Consider the following 18,668-nt stretch of genomic DNA (forward strand, 5'->3'; position numbering starts at 1 on the left):
AGCCGAGATGAGTTCCGTACCTTCGACACTGCGCAGTGCGCCACCCGTGCACGCGGGTCCGACCGGCGAGGCGGGGAGCCAGTCGTTGCCCTCATCACCCCCATCGGTCTCATCGGTCTCATCCGTCTCGCCGGTCCCGGCCCTGCGCCCCGTGCGACTGGCCTCGCACTGGACGGACCGGCTCGCGCAGGCCCTGCTGCTGGCGGCGGCCGCCGCCGGCGTGCTGTTCCTGCTCGCGCCGATGGCGGCGATTCTGGTCAAGAGCGTGCAAGACGGCGACGGCCGGTTCGTGGGCCTGCAGCACTTTCGCGAGTACTTCCACTCGCCCGCGCTGCTCGGCTCGATCTGGAACAGCGTCTGGATTTCGGCGGTGACGACCTGCCTCACCGTGCCGCTCGCGTTCATCTTCGCATACGCGCTCACGCGCAGCTGCATTCGCGGCAAGACACTGCTGCGCAACATCGCGCTCATTCCGATTCTCGGCCCGACGCTGCTGCCCGCAATCTCGTTCATCTTCTGGTTCGGCAACCAGGGGCTGCTGCGCCCGTTCATGGGCGACATCGACATCTACGGCCCGCCGGGCATCGTGATGTCGCTGGTGAACGCCACGTTCCCGCACGCACTGATGATCCTCATCACCGCGCTCTCGCTCACCGACGCGCGACTGTACGAAGCCGCCGACGCGCTCGGCACGCCCATGCTGCGGCGCTTTTTCACCATCACGCTGCCCGGCGCCAAGTACGGCGTGATCAGCGCGGCGATGATCGTGTTCACCTACGCGATTTCGGACTTCGGCATTCCGAAGGTCATCGGCGGCGACTTCAACGTGCTCGCCACCGACATTTACAAGCTGGTCATCGGGCAGCAGGACTTCTCCAAGGGCGCCGTTGTCGGGCTCGTGCTGCTCGTGCCCGTGGGCATCACCTATGTCGTGGACGCCATGGTGCAGCGCAAGCAGCAGGCGCTGCTCTCGGCGCGCGCCGTGCCTTACGCGCCGAAGCCCTCGCGCGGCTTCGACTGGCTGATGGCGGTGCTGTGCTGGAGCATGGCCGCGATCATGCTCGCCATTCTCGGCATGGCGGTGTACGCGTCGTTCGTGAAGTTCTGGCCGTACAACTTCAGCCTCTCGCTCGGCCACTATCGCTTCGGGCTCGTGGAGAGCGGCGCGCTCGACTCGTACCTCAACAGCGTGCAGATGGCGTTCTGGTGCGCCGTGTGGGGCACCGCGGCGATCTTCGTCATCGCCTACCTGCTCGAGAAGACGCGCGGCATGACCTGGTTGCGCGGCTTCATCCGCATGATGGCCGTGTTGCCGATGGGCGTGCCGGGTCTCGTGCTCGGCCTCGGCTACATCTTTTTCTTCGTGTCCGAGGCGAACCCGCTGCACGGCCTCTACGGCACGCTCGCGATCCTCGTGATCGTCAACGTGGTGCACTACTACTCGTCGAGCCACCTCACGGCGCTTACCGCGCTCAAGCAGATCGATCCGGAGTTCGAATACGTCTCGGCCTCGCTCAAGGTGCCCTTCTACCGCACCTTCTGGCGCGTGTCGGCGCCAATCTGCCTGCCGTCCATCATCGACATCAGCCGCTACCTGTTCGTGAACGCGATGACGACAGTCTCCGCCGTGGTGTTCCTCTACTCGGCCGACACGTCGCTCGCCTCGGTGGCCATCGTGAACATGGACGAGACCGGCTCCATCGGTCCCGCGGCGGCAATGGCCACGCTGGTGGTGCTCACCTCCGTGCTGGTCTGCCTGCTCTATCACGGCATTCAGCAGGTGGTGGAGCGCTACACGCAGGCGTGGCGCCGGCCGACGGCGAGCACGCCGAACGCGTCGGGCGGCGCGCCCGCCTCCGGATCTCACGTATGAAGCCGGCGCGCGGCGGTGTCCACGGGCCCTCGCCCGCCATGTTCGCGAATGTCGACGGTGCGGTTACTTCTCTCGCTTGTTTCCCCGCTTGATAGGAGGCGGTCATGATTCTCGGTCAGGAACCGATTCTGCTCACCCCCGGCCCGCTCACCACGTCGCCGGCCACCCGCCAGGCCATGCTGCGCGACTGGGGCTCGTGGGACGCCCAGTTCAATCGCATCACGGCTTCGCTGTGCCTCGATCTGGTGGACATCGTGCATGGCGGCGAGGACTACGTGTGCGTGCCGCTGCAAGGCTCGGGCACGTTCTCCGTCGAGGCGGCCATCGGCACGCTCACGCCGCGAGGCGCGCGCATTCTCGTGCCGGACAACGGTGCGTACTGCCAGCGCATTCTGAAGATCTGCCGCTATCTCGGGCGCGACGCCGTCGCGCTTGCCATTGCCGAAGACCAGACGGCCACGGCCGCCGCCGTCGAGGACGCGCTCACGCGCGACCCGTCGATCACGCACGTCGCGCAAGTGCATCTGGAGACGGGCGCCGGCCTGCTCAATCCGCTCGCCGATATCGCGCGCGTCTGCCAGAAGTACGGCAAGGGGCTGATCGTGGACGCGATGAGTTCGTTCGGCGCGGTGGAGATCGACGTGCGCACGATGCCGTTCGATGCGCTCATCGCCGCGAGCGGCAAGTGCCTCGAAGGCGTGCCCGGCATGGGCTTCGTGATCGCGAAGAAGTCCGTGCTCGAAGCGAGCGCCGGCAACAGTCACTCGCTGGCGATGGACCTGCACGACCAGTACGTCTACATGCAGAAGACGACGCAATGGCGCTTCACACCCCCCACGCACGTGGTGGCTGCGCTGCGTGCGGCGGTCGACCAGTTTCTCGCGCAAGGCGGCCAGCCGGTGCGCGGCGAGCGCTATCGGCGCAATTGCAGGACGTTGATCGAGGGTATGGCGTCGCTGGGTTTCCGGCCGTTTCTTGCGCCCGAAGTGCAGGCGCCCGTGATCGTGACGTTCCACGCGCCGGCCGACAGCAAGTACGACTTCAAGGCGTTCTACGCCGCCGTGCGCGATCGCGGCTACATCCTGTATCCGGGCAAGCTCACGCAGATCGAGACGTTTCGCGTGGGCTGCATCGGCGCCATCGACGAGAACGAAATGCGCAATGTCGTGACCGCGATCGGGCAAGCGCTGGCTGCGCTGGGCATCCGGCAGGTGGCGCCCCTCACGCGGGCGGCATGATGGGCGTGATGGGCATGATGGGCGCGGCGGGCGCGGCGGGCGAGACTCGCACACGCGGCCGCCCTCCGGTAAGCTCCGAGGTATCGCGCGTGCATGCGCGCCCCGCGGAGACCGTCCCTCATGCCATCACCGAAAGCCGCCGGTGCGGCGCCCCCGGCTAAACGCGCCCCGGCCCGCAAACGCAGCAGCGAATCGCCCGACATCCGCTTCAAGCGCGCCTATGACGCCCCCGAGCCCGACGACGGTCAGCGCGTGCTGGCCGATCGCCTCTGGCCGCGCGGTCTCGCCAAGGCGAAGGCGCACATCGACTTCTGGGCCAAGGACGTCACTCCGAGCACGCCGCTGCGCCAGTGGTTCCACCAGCATCCCGACGAGTTCGACGCGTTTCGCAAGCAGTACCTCGACGAACTCGCCGCGCTCGACGCCGGGCACAACGCCACGCTCGGCGAGCTCCGGGCGCGCCTGGCCGATGGCCGCGTCACGCTGCTCACGGCCGCGCACCGTCTCGAAGACGACGCCACGCACACGCACCTCGAGGTGCTGCGCGACTTCCTCGCGAGGCATTGACGCCCCCGCTGCGGCGGACTTCGCCGGACTTCGCCGACGTATTGCCGCCACATTGCCGATGTTTTGCCAGGAACAACGCGGTATCGTGGCACGACACGGCATTCCGCTCGTCGAAACGCCCCGACGCGCGGCGGGCGCCGCGCCAACCCGCATGGCGCCGGCCCGCGCGCAAGGACGGCGACGCACTGCGGCGAATTTGCTATAACGCAGCTTTAGCGCCGGCGCCGTCCCGGAGGTCGGTCACGTTTTCGCCGTAGACCCCATTTGCGCGGCGCACGCCGATACCGCCTGCCGTGCCGTGCTTCGAATGCTTACCCGGTTGCCGCTCCCGGCAACGCCACGCCTCATGCTCGTTCCACTGATCGTTGCCTGCGCGCTGTTCATGGAAAACATGGACTCGACCGTGTTGTCCACTTCGTTGCCATTGATCGCGCGCGATCTCGGCGAGAGCCCGATCACGCTCAAGCTGGCACTCACGACCTATCTCATCAGCCTCGCCGTGTTCATTCCGGTGAGCGGGTGGATCGCCGACCGCTTCGGCACACGAAACGTGTTTCGCACCGCCATCGGCGTGTTCGTGCTCGGCTCGATCTGCTGCGGCATCTCGACCAGCCTGCCCGAGTTCGTGATCGCGCGCTTCGTGCAGGGCATGGGCGGCGCCATGATGGTGCCCGTCGGGCGACTCGCGCTGCTCAAGTCGGTCGAGAAGCGCGACATGGTGCGCGCGCTCAACTATCTGACGATTCCGGCGCTCGTCGGGCCGGTGCTCGGCCCGCCGCTCGGCGGCTTCATCACCACGTACTGGCACTGGCGCTGGATCTTCTTCATCAACATTCCGATCGGTGTGCTCGGTTTCGTGCTCGCCACACGGTACATCCCCGATCTGTACGAGAACGATGTGCCGCCGCTCGACGTGAAGGGCTTCGTGCTGTCGGGCCTCGGGCTGTCGATCCTGCTGCTGGGTCTGTCCACGATCGGCCGTCACCTGATTCCCACGCCGCTGGCGCTCGGGCTCGTCGCCATCGGCGCGGCGCTGATCTGGACGTATCTGCGCCATGCCAGGGGTCTCGCGCATCCGCTGCTGCGACTCGACCTGTTCCGCATTCCAACGTTTCGTGCGGGCGTGGCCGGCGGCACGCTGTTTCGCATCGGCGTGGGCGCCACGCCGTTTCTGTTGCCGCTGATGCTGCAGCTCGGCTTCGGCATGACGCCCATGGAGTCCGGCGCACTGACCTTCATTTCGGCGGCAGGCGCCATGTTCATGAAGACGCTTTCGCTGCGAATTCTGCAGCGCTGGGGCTTCCGGCGAGTGCTGATGACCAACGCCGTGATCGCCGCGGCCACCCTTGGCGGTTACGGGTTGTTTACCGGCCAGACGCCGCACCTCGTCATTCTCGGCACGCTGCTCTTCGGCGGTTGCTTCCGCTCGCTGCAGTTCACGAGTCTCAACGCCATTTCCTATGCCGACGTGCCCGCACATCGCATGAGCCAGGCGACGAGTCTTGCGAGCGTGGCGCAGCAAGTCTCGCTCACCCTGGGCATCACGATCGGCGCGGCGGTGCTGCAGACGTCGTCGTATCTGCATGGCCGCGACCACGTCACGCACGCCGACTTCCCATGGGCGTTCCTCGCCGTTGGCCTGATCGCCGTCAGCTCGACGGCCTCGATCGCGCGGCTTGCCCGCGACGCCGGCAGCGAACTCGCCCAGCGAAGCTGACGTCTCGCTCGCCGCGGCCTCTCTCCTCTGTCCAACGACAACGCCCGGGACATCGTGCCCCGGGCGTTGTCGTTCGTGTCCGTGCGCGCGTGTGCGCGCAGGCCTTGCGGCTCAGCGGAAGATCACCGTCTTGTGGCCGTTGAGCAAAATGCGGTGCTCGGCGTGGTAGCGCACGGCGCGCGCGAGCGCCACGCATTCCACGTCGCGACCGATGGCGGTCAGCTGCTCCGGGTCCATCGTGTGGTCCACGCGCTCGACTTCCTGCTCGATGATCGGGCCTTCGTCGAGATCCGAGGTGACGTAGTGCGCCGTGGCCCCGATCAGCTTCACACCGCGATCGAACGCCTGGTAGTACGGCTTCGCGCCCTTGAAGCTCGGCAGGAACGAATGGTGGATGTTGATCGCGCGGCCCGCGAGCTTCTTGCACAGATCGGCCGAGAGCACCTGCATGTAGCGGGCGAGCACGACCAGATCGACGTGGTTGTCCTGGACGAGTTCGTAGACCTTCGCCTCCTGCGCGGCCTTCGATTCCGGCGTCGCGTTCATCAGCGGCAGATGATGGAACGGAATGTTGTAGCTGGCCGCGAGCTGGTAGAAATCCTTGTGGTTCGAGACGATCGCCGGGATTTCGATGTTGAGCTGACCGGTCTTGTAGCGGAACAGCAGATCGTTCAGGCAATGGCCGATCTTCGAGACCATGAGCAAGACGCGCGGCTTGATAGCGGCGTCCACCAGTTCCCACTGCATCTCGTACTGCTCGGCGAGCGGCGCGAACTCGCGCTGCAGCGTAGCCAGATCGGTCTGGCCGGGCAGTTGCTGGAAATGCACGCGCATGAAAAAGCCGCCCGTGAAGCGATCGTTGAACTGCGCCGAGTCGAGAATGTTGCCGCCGCGCTCGACCAGGAAACCGGCCACCGCGTGGACGATGCCGGGACGGTCCGGACAGGACAACTTCAGAATGTAGCTATTTTCGATCGGTGCCATGATTGCTCCTGGGCAAAGGCTTGCAATGTCGTTGCAGTGTTGAAATTCATGTTCGTGGCCTCGCGGCTTCGAGCGCGCGCGGCGCACGGGTATCGGTCATTCGTCGGCCGGCTTGAACAGCGCTTCGATGCCGGCGCACTCGCTCGCGCGGATCGCGCCTTCGCGCAGCAGGAAGTCGAGGCTCGCGAGGCTCGCGTCGACAGTCATCTTGCCGCGTGCGATCACGTCGCGCACGTGACCTGCCGCGCACAGCCAGTGCGCACTCGCCTCGCCGTCCTGATTCTCGGGCACGAAGCCGGGCGGCAGCGCGAGATCGTAGACGAAAATCTGCTCCGACTGCACGCCCTGCGGAATCTCCGCCAGAATGTGCAGCGTGCGGCCCGGACGCGCCTCGCTGGCGAGAAACGCCGGAATGCCAGCTTCTTCCCAACATTCCTTGACGAGCGTGTCGCCCACGCCGATGCCGTTGCCGATGCCGCCGGCCGCGGCGTTGTCGAGACAGCCGGGATCGGTCGCCTTGAGCACGCTGCGGCGCGCAATCCACAGCTTCGGGGCTTCGCCGATGAAGCGGGCCGGCACGTAGCCGTTCACATGCACGGCGAACGTGCGCGTACCGAAGAATCGCGAGGCGGCCCGCTCGATCCAGGCGAGCGGCGTGTCGTAGAGCCGCTGGCGAATGGCATACCGCTCGTTGCGCCAGCCCGTGATGCGCCCCTGCGCGGCCAGCGCTTCGATGACCGGGGCGAGCGCTGCCGTCCGGGCCTCGCATGTGTCGTGGCGCGGGTGAATGCGCACGGCAAGCGAGCTGATCTCGAACACGTCGGGCCAGTCGCGCAGCGACGCCACGTCGCTTCGGCGAATCCATCCATAACGCTGCGAGCCGATCACGAGCGGCAAATGCGCCGTGTCGTCGAAGCGGCGCGCCGCCGCAATACAAGCAAAAGACATACGTCAGAGACCGGACGCGCTCCTCGGTGAAGACGCGCGAAATCGAAGCAAAAGCGGCATTTTACAGAAGCGGCGGGGACTCCGCCCGTCTCGGGCGTCGGTGCTGCGCGGCGCAGACCGTCGCCGGCGCCCAGCGGTGTGGTGCGGCGCCCGGTGGTGTCCGGTGGCGTCCGGTGGCCCGCACAGCACCGTCCCCGCCCTCGAATGCCCGCACGGGCCTCGCCCTTCGCATTACGGGCCGACGCCTTTGCGCGCTGGCGCGGCTCAAGCCTTCACCCGCTCGCCCTTCGGGTCGTACAGCGCGCGCAGCTGCACGCGCGCCGCGAGGCGTTCGCCCGCGAGCTCGACTTCATAGCGTCCCGATTCGACGTAGTCGGCCGTGACCGTGCCGTGCGGGTTCGTCAGAAATGCCAGCCCGATGGGCGCATCGATCGTGTGACCGTATGCCGCCGAGGAAACGAACCCCACCGGCTTGCCGTCGCGCAGCACTGCCTCGCCGCCCCACAGCATCTTGTCGCGCGCGCCGTCGAGCGCCACGCTCACCAGCCGGCGCCGCACGCCGTTCGCCCTGGCGTGCTCGACGGCGGTGCGCCCCACGAACGGCACGTCGCCGCCCAGCTTGCAGGCGAACGCGAGGCCGGCCTCCACGGGGTTTGTGTCCGGCGTGAGCTCGCGGCCCCACGCGCGATAGCCCTTCTCGATGCGCAGCGAGTCGATGGCGTAGTAGCCCGCGTCCTTCAGGCCGAGCGCCGCGCCGGCCGCGTGCAGCGTCTCGTAGACGCCCACGGCGAACTCCACCGGCACGTAGAGCTCCCAGCCGAGTTCGCCCACGTAGGTGAGGCGCGTGGCGCGCACGGTCGCATAGCCGAGGTCGATCTCGCGGCTCGCGCCGAACGGGAAAGCGTCGTTGGAGAAATCCGCCCGGGAGACTCGCTGGAGCAGCGCCCGCGAGTTCGGGCCCATGACGGCGAGCACCGCGTACTGGCCGGTGACGTCGACGACGGTGCAGCGCGGATCGCCCGGCAAGCCGGCGATGCGCCGCTCCAGATAGTCCATGTCGCGCGTGGTCTGGGCCGAGCCGGTGACCATCAGGTACTGGTCCGGCGCAAGGCGCGTGAGCGTGAAATCCGACTCGTAGCCGCCGCGCTCGTTGAGCATCGCGGTGTAGACGGTGCGCCCGGGCGGCACGGCCACGTCATTCGCGCACAAGGTCTGCAGCACGGCCTCGGCGTCCCGGCCCTTGATGAGCAGCTTCGAGAACGAGCTCATGTCGAACAGCGCCACGGCCTCGCGACACGCGCGGTGCTCCGCGCCGCTCCAGGCGTGCCAGTTCTGCTGGCCGAAGCTGTATGCGATCTTCGCCTCGGCCGGCGACGGCGCGAAGAAGTTCGGCCGCTCCCAGCCCATCTTGCTCCCGAAGCACGCGCCTTTCGCGAGCAGCGCCGCGTACAGCGGCGAGCGACGAAACGGCCGCGCCGTGTCCAGTTCGCGATTCGGCCATGGCATGGCGTAATGCAGGCCGAGCGTTTCCTTCACGCGATCGTGCAGCCAGGTGTCGTTGCCGTTGAAGCCCGCAAAGCGCCGGATGTCCACCGGCCAGAGGTCCATCGTCGGCTCGCCGGCGACGATCCACTCGGCGAGCGCCATGCCCGCGCCGCCGGCCGAAGCGATGCCCATCGAGTTGAAGCCCGCGCCGACGTAGAAGTTGCGCAGCTCGGGCGCCTCGCCGAGGATGAAGTTGTTGTCCGGCGTGAATGACTCCGGACCGTTGTAGAACTGCCGGATCTGTGCGGTCTGCAGCGCGGGCACGCGAATGAGCGCGTTCTCCATGAGGATTTCGAACTGGTCCCAGTCGTCGGGCAGCAACTGGAATTCGAAATGCTCCGGAATGCCGTCCATGCCCCAGGGCTTGGCGTCCGGCTCGAAGCCGCCCATCACGAGACCGCCGACCTCCTCCTTGAAATAGATGTAGCCGTCCGGATCGCGCATGACCGGCAAATCGGGATGCACGCCGGCGATGCGCTCGGTCACGATGTAATAGTGCTCGGCCGAATGCAGCGGCACGCTCACGCCGCACAGCCGGCCCACCGCCTTGGCCCACTGCCCCGCGCAATTGACGACGATCTCGGCGTCGATGCGCCCGCTCTCGCCGTCCTTGTTGCGCCACGAGACACCCGTCGCGGTGCGGATGCCGTTCGGCGACGCCGTGTGAATTTCCGTGATGCGCGTGTTCTCGGCAATGCGCACGCCGCGGCTTCGCGCGCCGCGCGCGAGCGCCTGCGTGAGGTCGGTCGGGTTCGCCTTGCCGTCGCCCGGCAGCCACACCGCGCCCACGAGATCGTCGGTGCGCATCACGGGCCAGAGCTCGCCCGCCTCGCGCGGCGAAATCACGTCGCACTGCACGCCATAGGCGCGCGCGACGGCGGCCGTGCGCTTGAGCTGCGTCATCCGCTCGGCCGTGCGTGCGACCGACAGCGAGCCGCATGGCTTCCAGCCGGTGCCGAGTCCGGTCTCCGCTTCGAGTTCGCCATAGAGCCGGGTCGAATAGCGGATGAGCTTCGTCATGCTTTCCTGTGAGCGCAATTGCCCGACGAGCCCGGCAGCGTGCCAGGTCGTGCCGCAGGACAGTTGCCCCTGTTCCAGCAGGACAGCGTCCGTCCAGCCGAGCTTGGCGAGGTGGTACGCGACCGAACATCCGACGATGCCGCCGCCAACGATGACGACGCGGGCGTGGGTGGGCAAGGCTGCAGTCATGAGCGGGCTCCGGAAAAGGCTCGCACCGGCCGACGCCGGGCAATGTGTCGTGGGCGATGACGTGAGATTACGCAAATCGCCCCATCATTGCAATAATTTGCAACATTACAACACATATTGCCACAGAAACGTGGGGAGGAAGGGCGGATATAGCGACTGACATATGGCCGTCACGAAACCCGGGCCATGCACCGCCATGCCCTCCCCGGAGACGCGGTGCGAGCTTCGTGCGACTCATGGCGCAATGGCCGCCGCGCCATCGCCATCGCCATCCCGCCGGCGAGCCAGCGAAGTCGCGTCGCTCAACCCTTTCCCGGCGACGTGAGCACGGCCACCAGACGGTCGCCGGCTTCCGCGAGAGCGCCGTCGTTGGAGACGACGGTGAGCGGCACGCCGTCGGGCGGCGTCCACGCGACGCGATGCGTCACGCGCTTGTGCAGCGCGTCGCCGGTTTCGCGGCCGCGTCGGGCCAGGCGCAATGCCCGCACCTGCGGATCGACGCGGACTTCCACGAGATGCAGCCGCTCGCCGTAACGGCGCACGGCCCGCCCGAGAAAGGCACGCGAGCCGTTCACGACCACGTTCGCACCGGCCGCCATCCACGCGTCGATCTCCACACCGACGCCGTACCGGCAATCGTGGCTCTCCCAGTCGAGCGCGAAGCAGCCCAGCGCTCGCCGCTGTGCGAACTCCGCATGCGTGAGCGCGATGTGGTTCTCGCCGTGCGCGGGCGCTCGCGTGATGTAGCGGTGCGCGAACAGCACGGGCGGCGTGCCGCACGCCGCCGTGTCGAGCCGCTCGCGCGCGTAGGCGAGCAACGAGTCCTTGCCCGCGCCGGACGGCCCCATCACATAGAAGAGATGCGCTTTCGTCATGCCGCCTCCCCGAGGGTGAATCGCTCGTGAAGCATGAACGGCTCGCCGGGCGCCGGCTGGACGAAGATCGCGATCGCCTCGACGCGCATCGCACCGAGCGCCTGCGCGCGCGGCTGCCACCAGTCGATCATCGCCGAAGCGTCCGCCGCGTCGACACGGTCCGATAGCGTGACGTGAAAACGGAATTCGTCGAGCACGTGCGGATAGCCCCACCGCGCAAGCAATTCGCGCTGGCGCGATGAAAGCCGCTGCGCTTGCCGGCGTTCGCATTCGGCCTCGGTCAGCGGGGCGCGCAACGCGTCGAACGCGCGCACGCAGTCGGCCGCCAGCGATTGCATCGCCGCGCCGGCCGGATCGTTCGCTTTCGGGCGCAACGCGACGAAGCCGGGGCGCTTGCCGCACCCGGTGTCGATGAGGTCCGCCTGCACGGGCAGATCGAAAGCCGCGTGGCGTGCCGCCACACCGGCCGCTGTCGTGAAAAGCGCGTCGACGCGCGCGTCCGGTGTCAGGCGCATTGGCGCCTTGAGCGTGGCGTGCAAGCCGTAGCGGCGCGGCTCGCCCGTCAGGTCGCGGAGCGCGCGGGAGAGGCCGGGAACGTGCGGACAAGCGAGTTGGCGGCCGGTGATGGCGTCGCGGCCCAGCCAGCGGCTGCCTTCGTTCCACCAGCACGAGCCGGGCGGCGGCGCGTAGTAGACGGCAAAGCGCGCCACGGCGAGGTCGAGATCGGGCAGCGGTTGGCGGCGGGGCGCGACCGTCATGCCGTCTCCCCATGCACGACGAGTTGCATGCGGTCGGCCGGGAAGTAGGCGATACCGTACTTGATCGGCTTGCCCGCTTCGTCCACGTCCGTGCTCTCCACGCTCAGCACGGGCTGCTGGCGATTGATACCGAGATGACGCGCGATCTGCGCATCGGGCAGCCGCGCGCCGATGCGGCTCTCCCGGCGCGTATAGTCGGTCACGCCGAAGCTCGCAAGCGTTTCGCTGATGCTCGGGTGCTGCGCGAAAGCGTCGGGGAAGTCGGGAAAGCGCGCCGCCGGAAACCAGTTCTCGCTGTAGGCGAGCGGCAATTCGACGCCCTGCGCATCGAGACTGCGGCGCGCGAGCTCGACACGATAGACCGGCGAGCCGGCGCGCAGCCCCAGCGCCTGCGCCACATGGGCCTCGGCTTTGCGCTTGTGCGCCGAAACGATCTGCTGCGCCGTCTTGAGATTGTGCTGCGAGAGATTTTCGGTAAAGCGCGTGCGGCGGCCGATCACGTAGCCGATGGCGCCCGCCTGCACGAACGTGCCGCGCCCGTGCTCCACGCTCACGAGCCCCTGCTGCGCGAGTCCGAGAATCGCGCGCCGCACGGTGTGACGATTCACGCCGAAGCGCTGTGCGAGCTCGGTCTCGCTGGGCAGGCGATCGTCCGGCGCCCCCTCGCCATACCGGCGCTGACCGATTTCCGCGGCGAGAATCTGCGCGATCTGCCGCCAGACGGCCACACCGCCGCCGCGTTCGAGTTGTGCTGTCATCAAATTGACACCCGGCAAAGTTGTAATGGGTTCGCGTGCATTACCCCTCCGATGTCTCGATGATCATACACACGTCTATACGACTAGACAATCATGCCAAACACAAATTCCGGCACGACAGGCAACGAGGGCGCCGCCGCGCCGCCAGCGCGCGCGCGCTGGCTCGCGCTGCTTGCCCGCGCCACCCGCGATGAGCTGGACGGCGCCATTGCGCGCTGCGCCGGCGCTCCCGGATTCGTCTGGTTGCGCGCGCCGCAGACTGGCCTCGTGCTCGTGCAGGGCCGCGTGGGCGGCTGCGGCGATCGCTTCAATCTGGGCGAAGCGACGGTGACGCGCTGCACCCTGCGCCAGCCCGACGGCGTGGTGGGCACCGGTTACGTGCTCGGGCGCGATGCCGAACGCGCCGAGCGCGTGGCGCGGCTCGACGCCCTCATGCAGATGCCCGTCTATCACGACACGCTCGCCGCCGGCCCGCTCAGGGCGATCGCGCAGCGGCTGGCTGCCGCGGCGGCGCAACACAAAGCCGACGCGGCCGCGAGCCGTGTCGAATTCTTCACGATGGCTCGGGAGGCCTGAATGCTGATGGCATCGATGCCTGACTGGTCGCAACTCCAGCCCGGTTTTGCCGACCCGGTTCACGACGCGCAAGGCGTCTTTCGCGCCGTGCTCGACGCGCTCGCCCGGCCCGGGCAACTGCGCAGCGTGGGCAGCCGGCTCGCGCCCAGCGCCGAGGCAAGCGTTGCCGCGCGCGCCACGCTGCTCGCCCTGGCGGACGCCACCACGTCCGTCTGGCTGCAATCGTCGCTGCCGGAAGTCGCCAGCGCGTTGCGCTTTCACACGGGTGCGCCCCTGCTGAGCGGCGAAGCGGAACTGGCCAACGCGCAGTTCGCGCTGCTCACGGACCCCGCGCGCTGCCCCGCGCTCGAGCGGTTTGCGTTCGGCACGGCCGAGTCGCCCGAGCATGCCGCCACGCTCATCGTCGACGTTCCCACGCTGCACGCAGGTCACGGTGGACATGGTGGACATGACGGGCATGACGGACATGCGGGGCCGACAAGTCGCGCAGCGCTTCGTTTGCGCCTGCGCGGCCCGGGCATTGCCACGCATTCGGACGTCACGGTCGGCGGTCTCGACGCGGCGTTCTGGCGCGCGCGCGCTGCCCTTGCCCCGCGCTTTCCCGCCGGACTCGATCTGCTGGTCACCGCCGGCGACACCGTGCTCGGCCTGCCGCGCACAACCCATGTGGAGGTCTGCTGATGTACGTCGCCGTCAAGGGTGGCGAGCGTGCCATCGAACAGTCCTGGGACCTGCTCGCACGCGCACGGCGCGGCGACACGCGCGTGCCCGAGCTCACCGTCACGCAGATCCGCGAGCAGATGCGCCTCGCAGTCGCGCGCGTGATGAGCGAAGGCGCGCTGTACGACGAAACGCTCGCGGCGCTGGCTATCAAGCAGGCCGCCGGCGATCTCGTCGAAGCGATCTTTCTGCTGCGCGCGTATCGCACGACGCTGCCGCGTCTGGGCACGGCGCTGCCCATCGACACGGTCGCCATGCGCCTGTCGCGGCGCATCTGCGCAACGTTCAAGGACGTGCCCGGCGGACAGACCCTGGGGGCCACGTATGACTACACGCAGCGGCTGCTCGACTTCGCGCTGCTCGCACAAGACAATGCGCGCGACGACGCACCGCTCGCCTCCGACGCGGCCTCGCCCGCGAATACCGACGCGTCGGCGCCGGACGCACGGACTGCACCCGTGGCATTCGCCGTACCGCCCATCGACCGCACGCCGCGTGTGACCGACATTCTGGCGCGCGACGGCCTGCTCGAGCGGCCGCCCGCCGACGACACGGACCCCGAACCGCATGACCTCGTGCATTCGCCGCTGTTCACGCCGGCACCTCGCACCGCGCGTCTGCAGAACCTCGCGCGCGGCGACGAAGGCTTCCTGCTCGCGCTCGGCTATTCGACGCAGCGCGGCTACGGCAACGACCACCCGTTCGCCGGCGAAATCCGCATCGGACAGGTCGCGGTCGAAATCGTGCCGGAAGAGCTCGGCTTTGCCATCGACATTGGCGAGATCACCGTGACCGAATGCCAGATGGTCGCGCAGTTCGGCGGCAACCAGCACGTGGCGCCACAGTTCACGCAAGGTTACGGCCTTGCGTTCGGTGACAACGAGCGCAAGGCAATGGCGATGTCGCTCGTCGAGCGCGCGTTGCGCACGCAGGAGCTGGGCGACGCTGTCACCTCGCCCGCGCAGCAGCAGGAGTTCGTTCTCTATCACAGCGACAACGTGGAAGCCTCGGGCTTCGTGCAGCACCTGAAGCTGCCGCACTACGTCGACTTCCAGGCGGAGCTGGCGCTGGTGCGTCGGCTGCGCGCCGAGCACGCCGCCAAACATGGCGCCGCCCATGCGCACGACATCACCGCTTCGGCCGCTTCAGTCGCTTCGGCCGCCCCAGTCGCGCCGGACACCGATCAGAACAAGGAGGCCGCATGAGCGATGCCGCCATTTCGCGCGAGCGCGCATCGCCCCGCCCGGCGGCCGGCGACGCCGTCGAGGGTTACAACTTCGCGTTTCTCGACGAGCAGACCAAACGCATGATCCGCCGCAGCCTGCTCAAGGCCGTGGCGATTCCCGGATACCAGGTGCCGTTCGGCAGCCGCGAGATGCCGCTGCCCTACGGCTGGGGCACGGGCGGCATTCAGGTGAGCGCGGCCGTGATCGGCAGGCGCGACACGCTCAAGGTCATCGACCAGGGCGCGGACGACACGACCAACGCCGTGAACATTCGCCGCTTCTTCGCGCGCACGGCTGGCGTCGCCACGACCACGAGGACGTCCGAGGCCACCGTGATTCAGACCCGTCACCGCATTCCGGAGACGCCGCTGCGCGAAGGCCAGATCATGGTCTATCAGGTGCCGATGCCCGAGCCGCTGTTCCGTCTCGAGCCGCGTATTGCCGAGTCGCGCAAGCTGCACGCGCTCGGCGAATACGGCCTCATGCGCGTGCGCCTGTACGAGGACATCGTGCGGCACGGCGCGATCGCCACGACTTACGACTATCCGGTGATCGTCAACGGACGCTATCTCGCGTCGCCCTCGCCGATTCCGAAATTCGACAACCCCAAGCTGCATATGAACCCGGCGCTGCAACTCTTCGGTGCGGGACGCGAACGGCGTCTGTATGCGATTCCGCCATACACGCCGGTCGAGAGTCTCGACTTCGACGACCATCCGTTTGCCATTCAGAAGTGGGAAACCCACTGCGCGCTGTGCGGCGCGACGGACAGCTTCCTCGACGAAGTGATCACCGACGACGCGGGCACGCGCATGTACGTGTGCTCGGACAGCGACTATTGCGGCGGCCGCGCCGACGCGCCGGGCGCCGGAGAGAACGCATGAGCGCGCATCCGGATACCGCATTGCGCACTGCGCCGGCCGGGGACGCCCCGCTGCTTCGCGTGGCCGGCCTCGGCAAGCGCTACGGCCAGCGCATTGGTTGCGCGGACGTTTCGTTCGATCTGTGGCCGGGCGAAGTCATTTGCGTCGTGGGCGAGTCCGGCTCGGGCAAGTCGACGCTGCTCAACGCGCTCGCGCTGCGTCACGAGATCGATGCGGGCACGCTGCACTACCGCGGCGCCGACGGGGCGCAGCACGATCTGCGTGCGCTCGACGAAGCACAGAGGCGCCGCCTGCTGCGCACCGAATGGGGCTTCGTGGAACAGAACCCGCGCGACGGCTTACGCATGAACGTTTCGGCCGGCGGCAACATCGGCGACCGGCTGATGGCCGTGGGCGCACGCCACTTCGGCAACATTCGCGCGAAGGCACGGCACTGGATGGAGCAGGTCGAGCTCGACCCGGCGCGCGTGGACGACATGCCCGACACGTTCTCCGGCGGCATGCAGCAGCGCCTGCAGATCGCGCGCAACCTGGTGACCGAACCGCGTCTCGTGTTCATGGACGAGCCGACCGCCGGCCTCGACGTGTCGGTGCAGGCCCGCTTGCTCGATCTGCTGCGCTCGCTCGTCGAACGCCTTCATCTGGCAGCCATCATCGTCACGCACGATATCGGCGTGGCACGGCTCATTGCCCACCGCCTGATCGTGATGCAGGCCGGGCGCGTCGTCGAATCCGGGCTCACCGACCAGGTGCTCGACGACCCGCAACACCCCTACACGCAACTGCTGGTTTCCTCGGTACTGCCCGTATGAGCGCGACGACCTTTCCCCTCCCCCCCGGTCCGGGCCCGCTAGGGCACGCGTCGGTCTCGCTCGCCACGCGCGATCGCGACGTGATGCTGCGCGCCCAGGGCCTGCACAAGACCTTCTGTCTGCACGCGCAGGGCGGCGCGACGATTCCCGCGCTCGACGGCGTGGATCTGACGGTGCGGCGCGGCGAATGCGTGGCGCTCGTCGGCCCCTCCGGCGCCGGCAAAAGCACGCTGCTGCGCTGCCTCTACGGCAACTACCTGGTGGGCGCGGGACGCATCGAAATCCGGCACCGGGACGCCTCGCACGGCGATGGCGAGCGTTGGGTCGACCTGAGCACGGCCGGCGCGCGCGACGTGCTCGCCGTGCGCCGCACCACGCTCGGCTACGTCAGCCAGTTCCTGCGCGTGATTCCGCGCGTGAGCACGCTAGATATCGTGGCCGAGCCGCTGCGGCGTCTCGGTCACGCGCACGCCGACGCCGCCGGGCGCGCGCGCGAGCTGCTCGCCCGCCTGAACATCCCGGAGCGGCTGTGGGAGCTTGCGCCCGCCACCTTCTCGGGCGGCGAGCAGCAGCGCATCAACATCGCGCGCGGACTGATCGCCGCCGCCCCGGTGCTGTTGCTCGACGAGCCGACGGCGTCGCTCGATGCGCGCAATCGCGCCGTCGTGGCCGACCTGATTGTCGAAGCGCGTGCGGCGGGCAGCGCCATCGTCGGCATCTTCCACGACGAAGCGACGCGCGACGCGGTCGCCACACGCACGCTCGCCATGCGTGCGGCGCTTCGCAACGATCATTGATCCCCGGAGTCCGTCCATGCTCATCAAGAACGCCCACATCGTCACGCCGCAGACCACCTTCACCGGTGTCGTGGAAGTGCGCGAGGGCCGCATTCGCTCCGTGGAGGAAGGCACGACGCAGGTGCCGGATGCCGTCGACTGGGAGGGCGACCATCTGCTGCCCGGTCTGGTCGAATTGCACACCGATAATCTGGAGAAGCACCTCGCACCTCGCCCGGGCGTGCTGTGGAACACGCATGCGGCATTTGCCATTCACGACGCGCAGGTCGCGGCCGCCGGCATTACCACGGTCTTCGATTCGCTCGTCATCGGCGAGCGCGACGCGAGCGGCCTGCGTAGCCGCCGCGTGCAGGACGAATGCGGGCAGGCCTTGCTCGAGACGGCGGCCGCCGGCCTGTTTCGCGCCGATCACTTTCTGCATCTGCGCTGCGAAGTCGCCACGCGCGACGCTGCCGATGCGTTCGTCGAGATGTGCGATCACCCGCTGCTGCGCCTGGTGTCGGTCATGGACCACACGCCGGGGCAGCGTCAGTGGCACGACCCGGCGCTGTACCGTCAGTATCACGAGCGCAACGGCAAGGTGTCGGACGAGACCTGGGAGAAGATGCTGGGCGAGCTCAAGGCGCAGCAGGCAGCGTTCGCCGGCCCGCATCGCCGCAGGATCGTGGAGATGAGCCGCGCACGCGGGCTGCCGCTGGCCAGCCACGACGACACGTCGCTCGAGCACGTGGAGGAGGCCGTGCGCGACGGCGTGACCCTATCCGAATTCCCGACGACGCTGGCCGCCGCACGCAGCGCGCACGCGCGCGCGATCGGGGTGATCATGGGCGCGCCGAACGTCGTGCGCGGCGGGTCCCACTCGGGTAACGTGGCAGCCGCGGACCTCGCCAGAGAGGGCGTGCTCGACATACTGTCGTCGGATTACGTGCCGCCGAGCCTGTTGCAGGCCGCGTTCGCGCTGCACACCGACATTGGCTGGTCGCTGTCGAAGGCAATGCGCACGGTGTCGTGGAATCCGGCCCGCTCCGCCGGTCTTGCGGACCGCGGCGGCATCGTGCCGGGCCTGCGTGCGGACCTGGTGCGCGTGACCGTGCGCCCCGGCATGCCCCCGGTGCCGCGCGCGACCTATGTGCTGGGCGCGCGTGTGGCCTGATGCGCTGGCGTGCAAAGCCATGACGCCG

General features: G+C 68.2%; 17 protein-coding genes. 11 read left to right on the top strand and 6 right to left on the bottom strand.

The window, feature by feature from the left end; genetic code table 11:
* Window positions 1-7 precede the first annotated feature (7 nt).
* The 4 genes from PNO31109_RS01270 to PNO31109_RS01285 all read left to right on the top strand — a co-directional run bounded on the left by PNO31109_RS01270 (window position 8) and on the right by PNO31109_RS01285 (window position 5,395).
* Window positions 8-1,873, top strand: a complete 1,866-nt coding sequence (locus tag PNO31109_RS01270; protein ID WP_150553820.1) for a putative 2-aminoethylphosphonate ABC transporter permease subunit — start codon at window positions 8-10, stop codon at window positions 1,871-1,873.
* A 104-nt stretch (window positions 1,874-1,977) separates the two neighbouring features.
* Window positions 1,978-3,111, top strand: a complete 1,134-nt coding sequence (locus PNO31109_RS01275) for a 2-aminoethylphosphonate--pyruvate transaminase (RefSeq protein ID WP_150553821.1) — start codon at window positions 1,978-1,980, stop codon at window positions 3,109-3,111.
* Between the two features lie 120 nt (window positions 3,112-3,231).
* Complete coding sequence (locus PNO31109_RS01280) at window positions 3,232-3,678, top strand: DUF488 domain-containing protein (RefSeq protein WP_150553822.1); 447 nt, start codon at window positions 3,232-3,234, stop codon at window positions 3,676-3,678.
* 346 nt (window positions 3,679-4,024) lie between these two features.
* A complete protein-coding gene (locus tag PNO31109_RS01285) occupies window positions 4,025-5,395 on the top strand; it encodes an MFS transporter (protein ID WP_150553823.1) in 1,371 nt (456 codons plus the stop codon).
* 111 nt (window positions 5,396-5,506) lie between these two features.
* Here PNO31109_RS01285 and purU read toward each other — a convergent pair whose 3' ends face one another.
* The 6 genes from purU to phnF all read right to left on the bottom strand — a co-directional run bounded on the left by purU (window position 5,507) and on the right by phnF (window position 12,472).
* Window positions 5,507-6,379 carry a formyltetrahydrofolate deformylase gene (purU, locus tag PNO31109_RS01290; RefSeq protein ID WP_150553824.1) on the bottom strand — a complete coding sequence of 291 codons (873 nt, stop codon included), beginning with the start codon at window positions 6,377-6,379 and terminating at the stop codon, window positions 5,507-5,509.
* A gap of 96 nt (window positions 6,380-6,475) precedes the next feature.
* Window positions 6,476-7,327 (bottom strand): NUDIX hydrolase, encoded by an 852-nt coding sequence (locus PNO31109_RS01295; protein ID WP_150553825.1) that lies wholly within the window; start codon window positions 7,325-7,327, stop codon window positions 6,476-6,478.
* Between the two features lie 264 nt (window positions 7,328-7,591).
* Window positions 7,592-10,081: a GcvT family protein gene (locus PNO31109_RS01300; protein ID WP_150553826.1), complete on the bottom strand. Its 2,490-nt coding sequence runs from the start codon at window positions 10,079-10,081 to the stop codon at window positions 7,592-7,594.
* A gap of 302 nt (window positions 10,082-10,383) precedes the next feature.
* Window positions 10,384-10,956, bottom strand: coding sequence for a phosphonate metabolism protein/1,5-bisphosphokinase (PRPP-forming) PhnN (gene phnN / locus PNO31109_RS01305; protein WP_150553827.1), 573 nt, complete (start codon window positions 10,954-10,956; stop codon window positions 10,384-10,386).
* The gene (locus PNO31109_RS01310; protein ID WP_150553828.1) at window positions 10,953-11,714 is read right to left on the bottom strand and encodes a DUF1045 domain-containing protein; all 762 of its coding nucleotides are present in this window, start codon (window positions 11,712-11,714) and stop codon (window positions 10,953-10,955) included. Before PNO31109_RS01310 ends, phnN begins: the two co-directional genes overlap by 4 nt.
* Complete coding sequence (phnF, locus tag PNO31109_RS01315; protein WP_150553829.1) at window positions 11,711-12,472, bottom strand: phosphonate metabolism transcriptional regulator PhnF; 762 nt, start codon at window positions 12,470-12,472, stop codon at window positions 11,711-11,713. Before phnF ends, PNO31109_RS01310 begins: the two co-directional genes overlap by 4 nt.
* Before the next feature lie 93 nt (window positions 12,473-12,565).
* Between phnF and phnG the strand changes: the two genes are divergently transcribed.
* The 7 genes from phnG (at window position 12,566) to PNO31109_RS01350 (ending at window position 18,640) form a co-directional block, all read left to right on the top strand.
* Window positions 12,566-13,048, top strand: a complete 483-nt coding sequence (phnG, locus tag PNO31109_RS01320) for a phosphonate C-P lyase system protein PhnG (RefSeq protein ID WP_150553830.1) — start codon at window positions 12,566-12,568, stop codon at window positions 13,046-13,048.
* Window positions 13,049-13,054: 6 nt separating this feature from the next.
* Entirely contained in the window at window positions 13,055-13,729 is a 675-nt protein-coding gene (gene phnH / locus PNO31109_RS01325; protein WP_241013718.1) for a phosphonate C-P lyase system protein PhnH, read from the top strand.
* Window positions 13,729-14,973: a carbon-phosphorus lyase complex subunit gene (locus PNO31109_RS01330; protein ID WP_150553832.1), complete on the top strand. Its 1,245-nt coding sequence runs from the start codon at window positions 13,729-13,731 to the stop codon at window positions 14,971-14,973. Before phnH ends, PNO31109_RS01330 begins: the two co-directional genes overlap by 1 nt.
* Window positions 14,970-15,878: an alpha-D-ribose 1-methylphosphonate 5-phosphate C-P-lyase PhnJ gene (locus PNO31109_RS01335; protein ID WP_150553833.1), complete on the top strand. Its 909-nt coding sequence runs from the start codon at window positions 14,970-14,972 to the stop codon at window positions 15,876-15,878. Before PNO31109_RS01330 ends, PNO31109_RS01335 begins: the two co-directional genes overlap by 4 nt.
* Entirely contained in the window at window positions 15,875-16,690 is an 816-nt protein-coding gene (gene phnK, locus PNO31109_RS01340) for a phosphonate C-P lyase system protein PhnK (RefSeq protein ID WP_150553834.1), read from the top strand. The genes PNO31109_RS01335 and phnK overlap by 4 nt, the downstream gene beginning before the upstream one ends.
* Before the next feature lie 83 nt (window positions 16,691-16,773).
* Entirely contained in the window at window positions 16,774-17,487 is a 714-nt protein-coding gene (gene phnL / locus PNO31109_RS01345) for a phosphonate C-P lyase system protein PhnL (protein ID WP_241013741.1), read from the top strand.
* 16 nt (window positions 17,488-17,503) lie between these two features.
* Window positions 17,504-18,640, top strand: a complete 1,137-nt coding sequence (locus tag PNO31109_RS01350; RefSeq protein WP_150553836.1) for an alpha-D-ribose 1-methylphosphonate 5-triphosphate diphosphatase — start codon at window positions 17,504-17,506, stop codon at window positions 18,638-18,640.
* Window positions 18,641-18,668: the final 28 nt, after the last annotated feature.

Origin of the sequence: Pandoraea nosoerga, from assembly GCF_902459585.1 — a bacterium.
GTDB lineage: Bacteria > Pseudomonadota > Gammaproteobacteria > Burkholderiales > Burkholderiaceae > Pandoraea > Pandoraea nosoerga.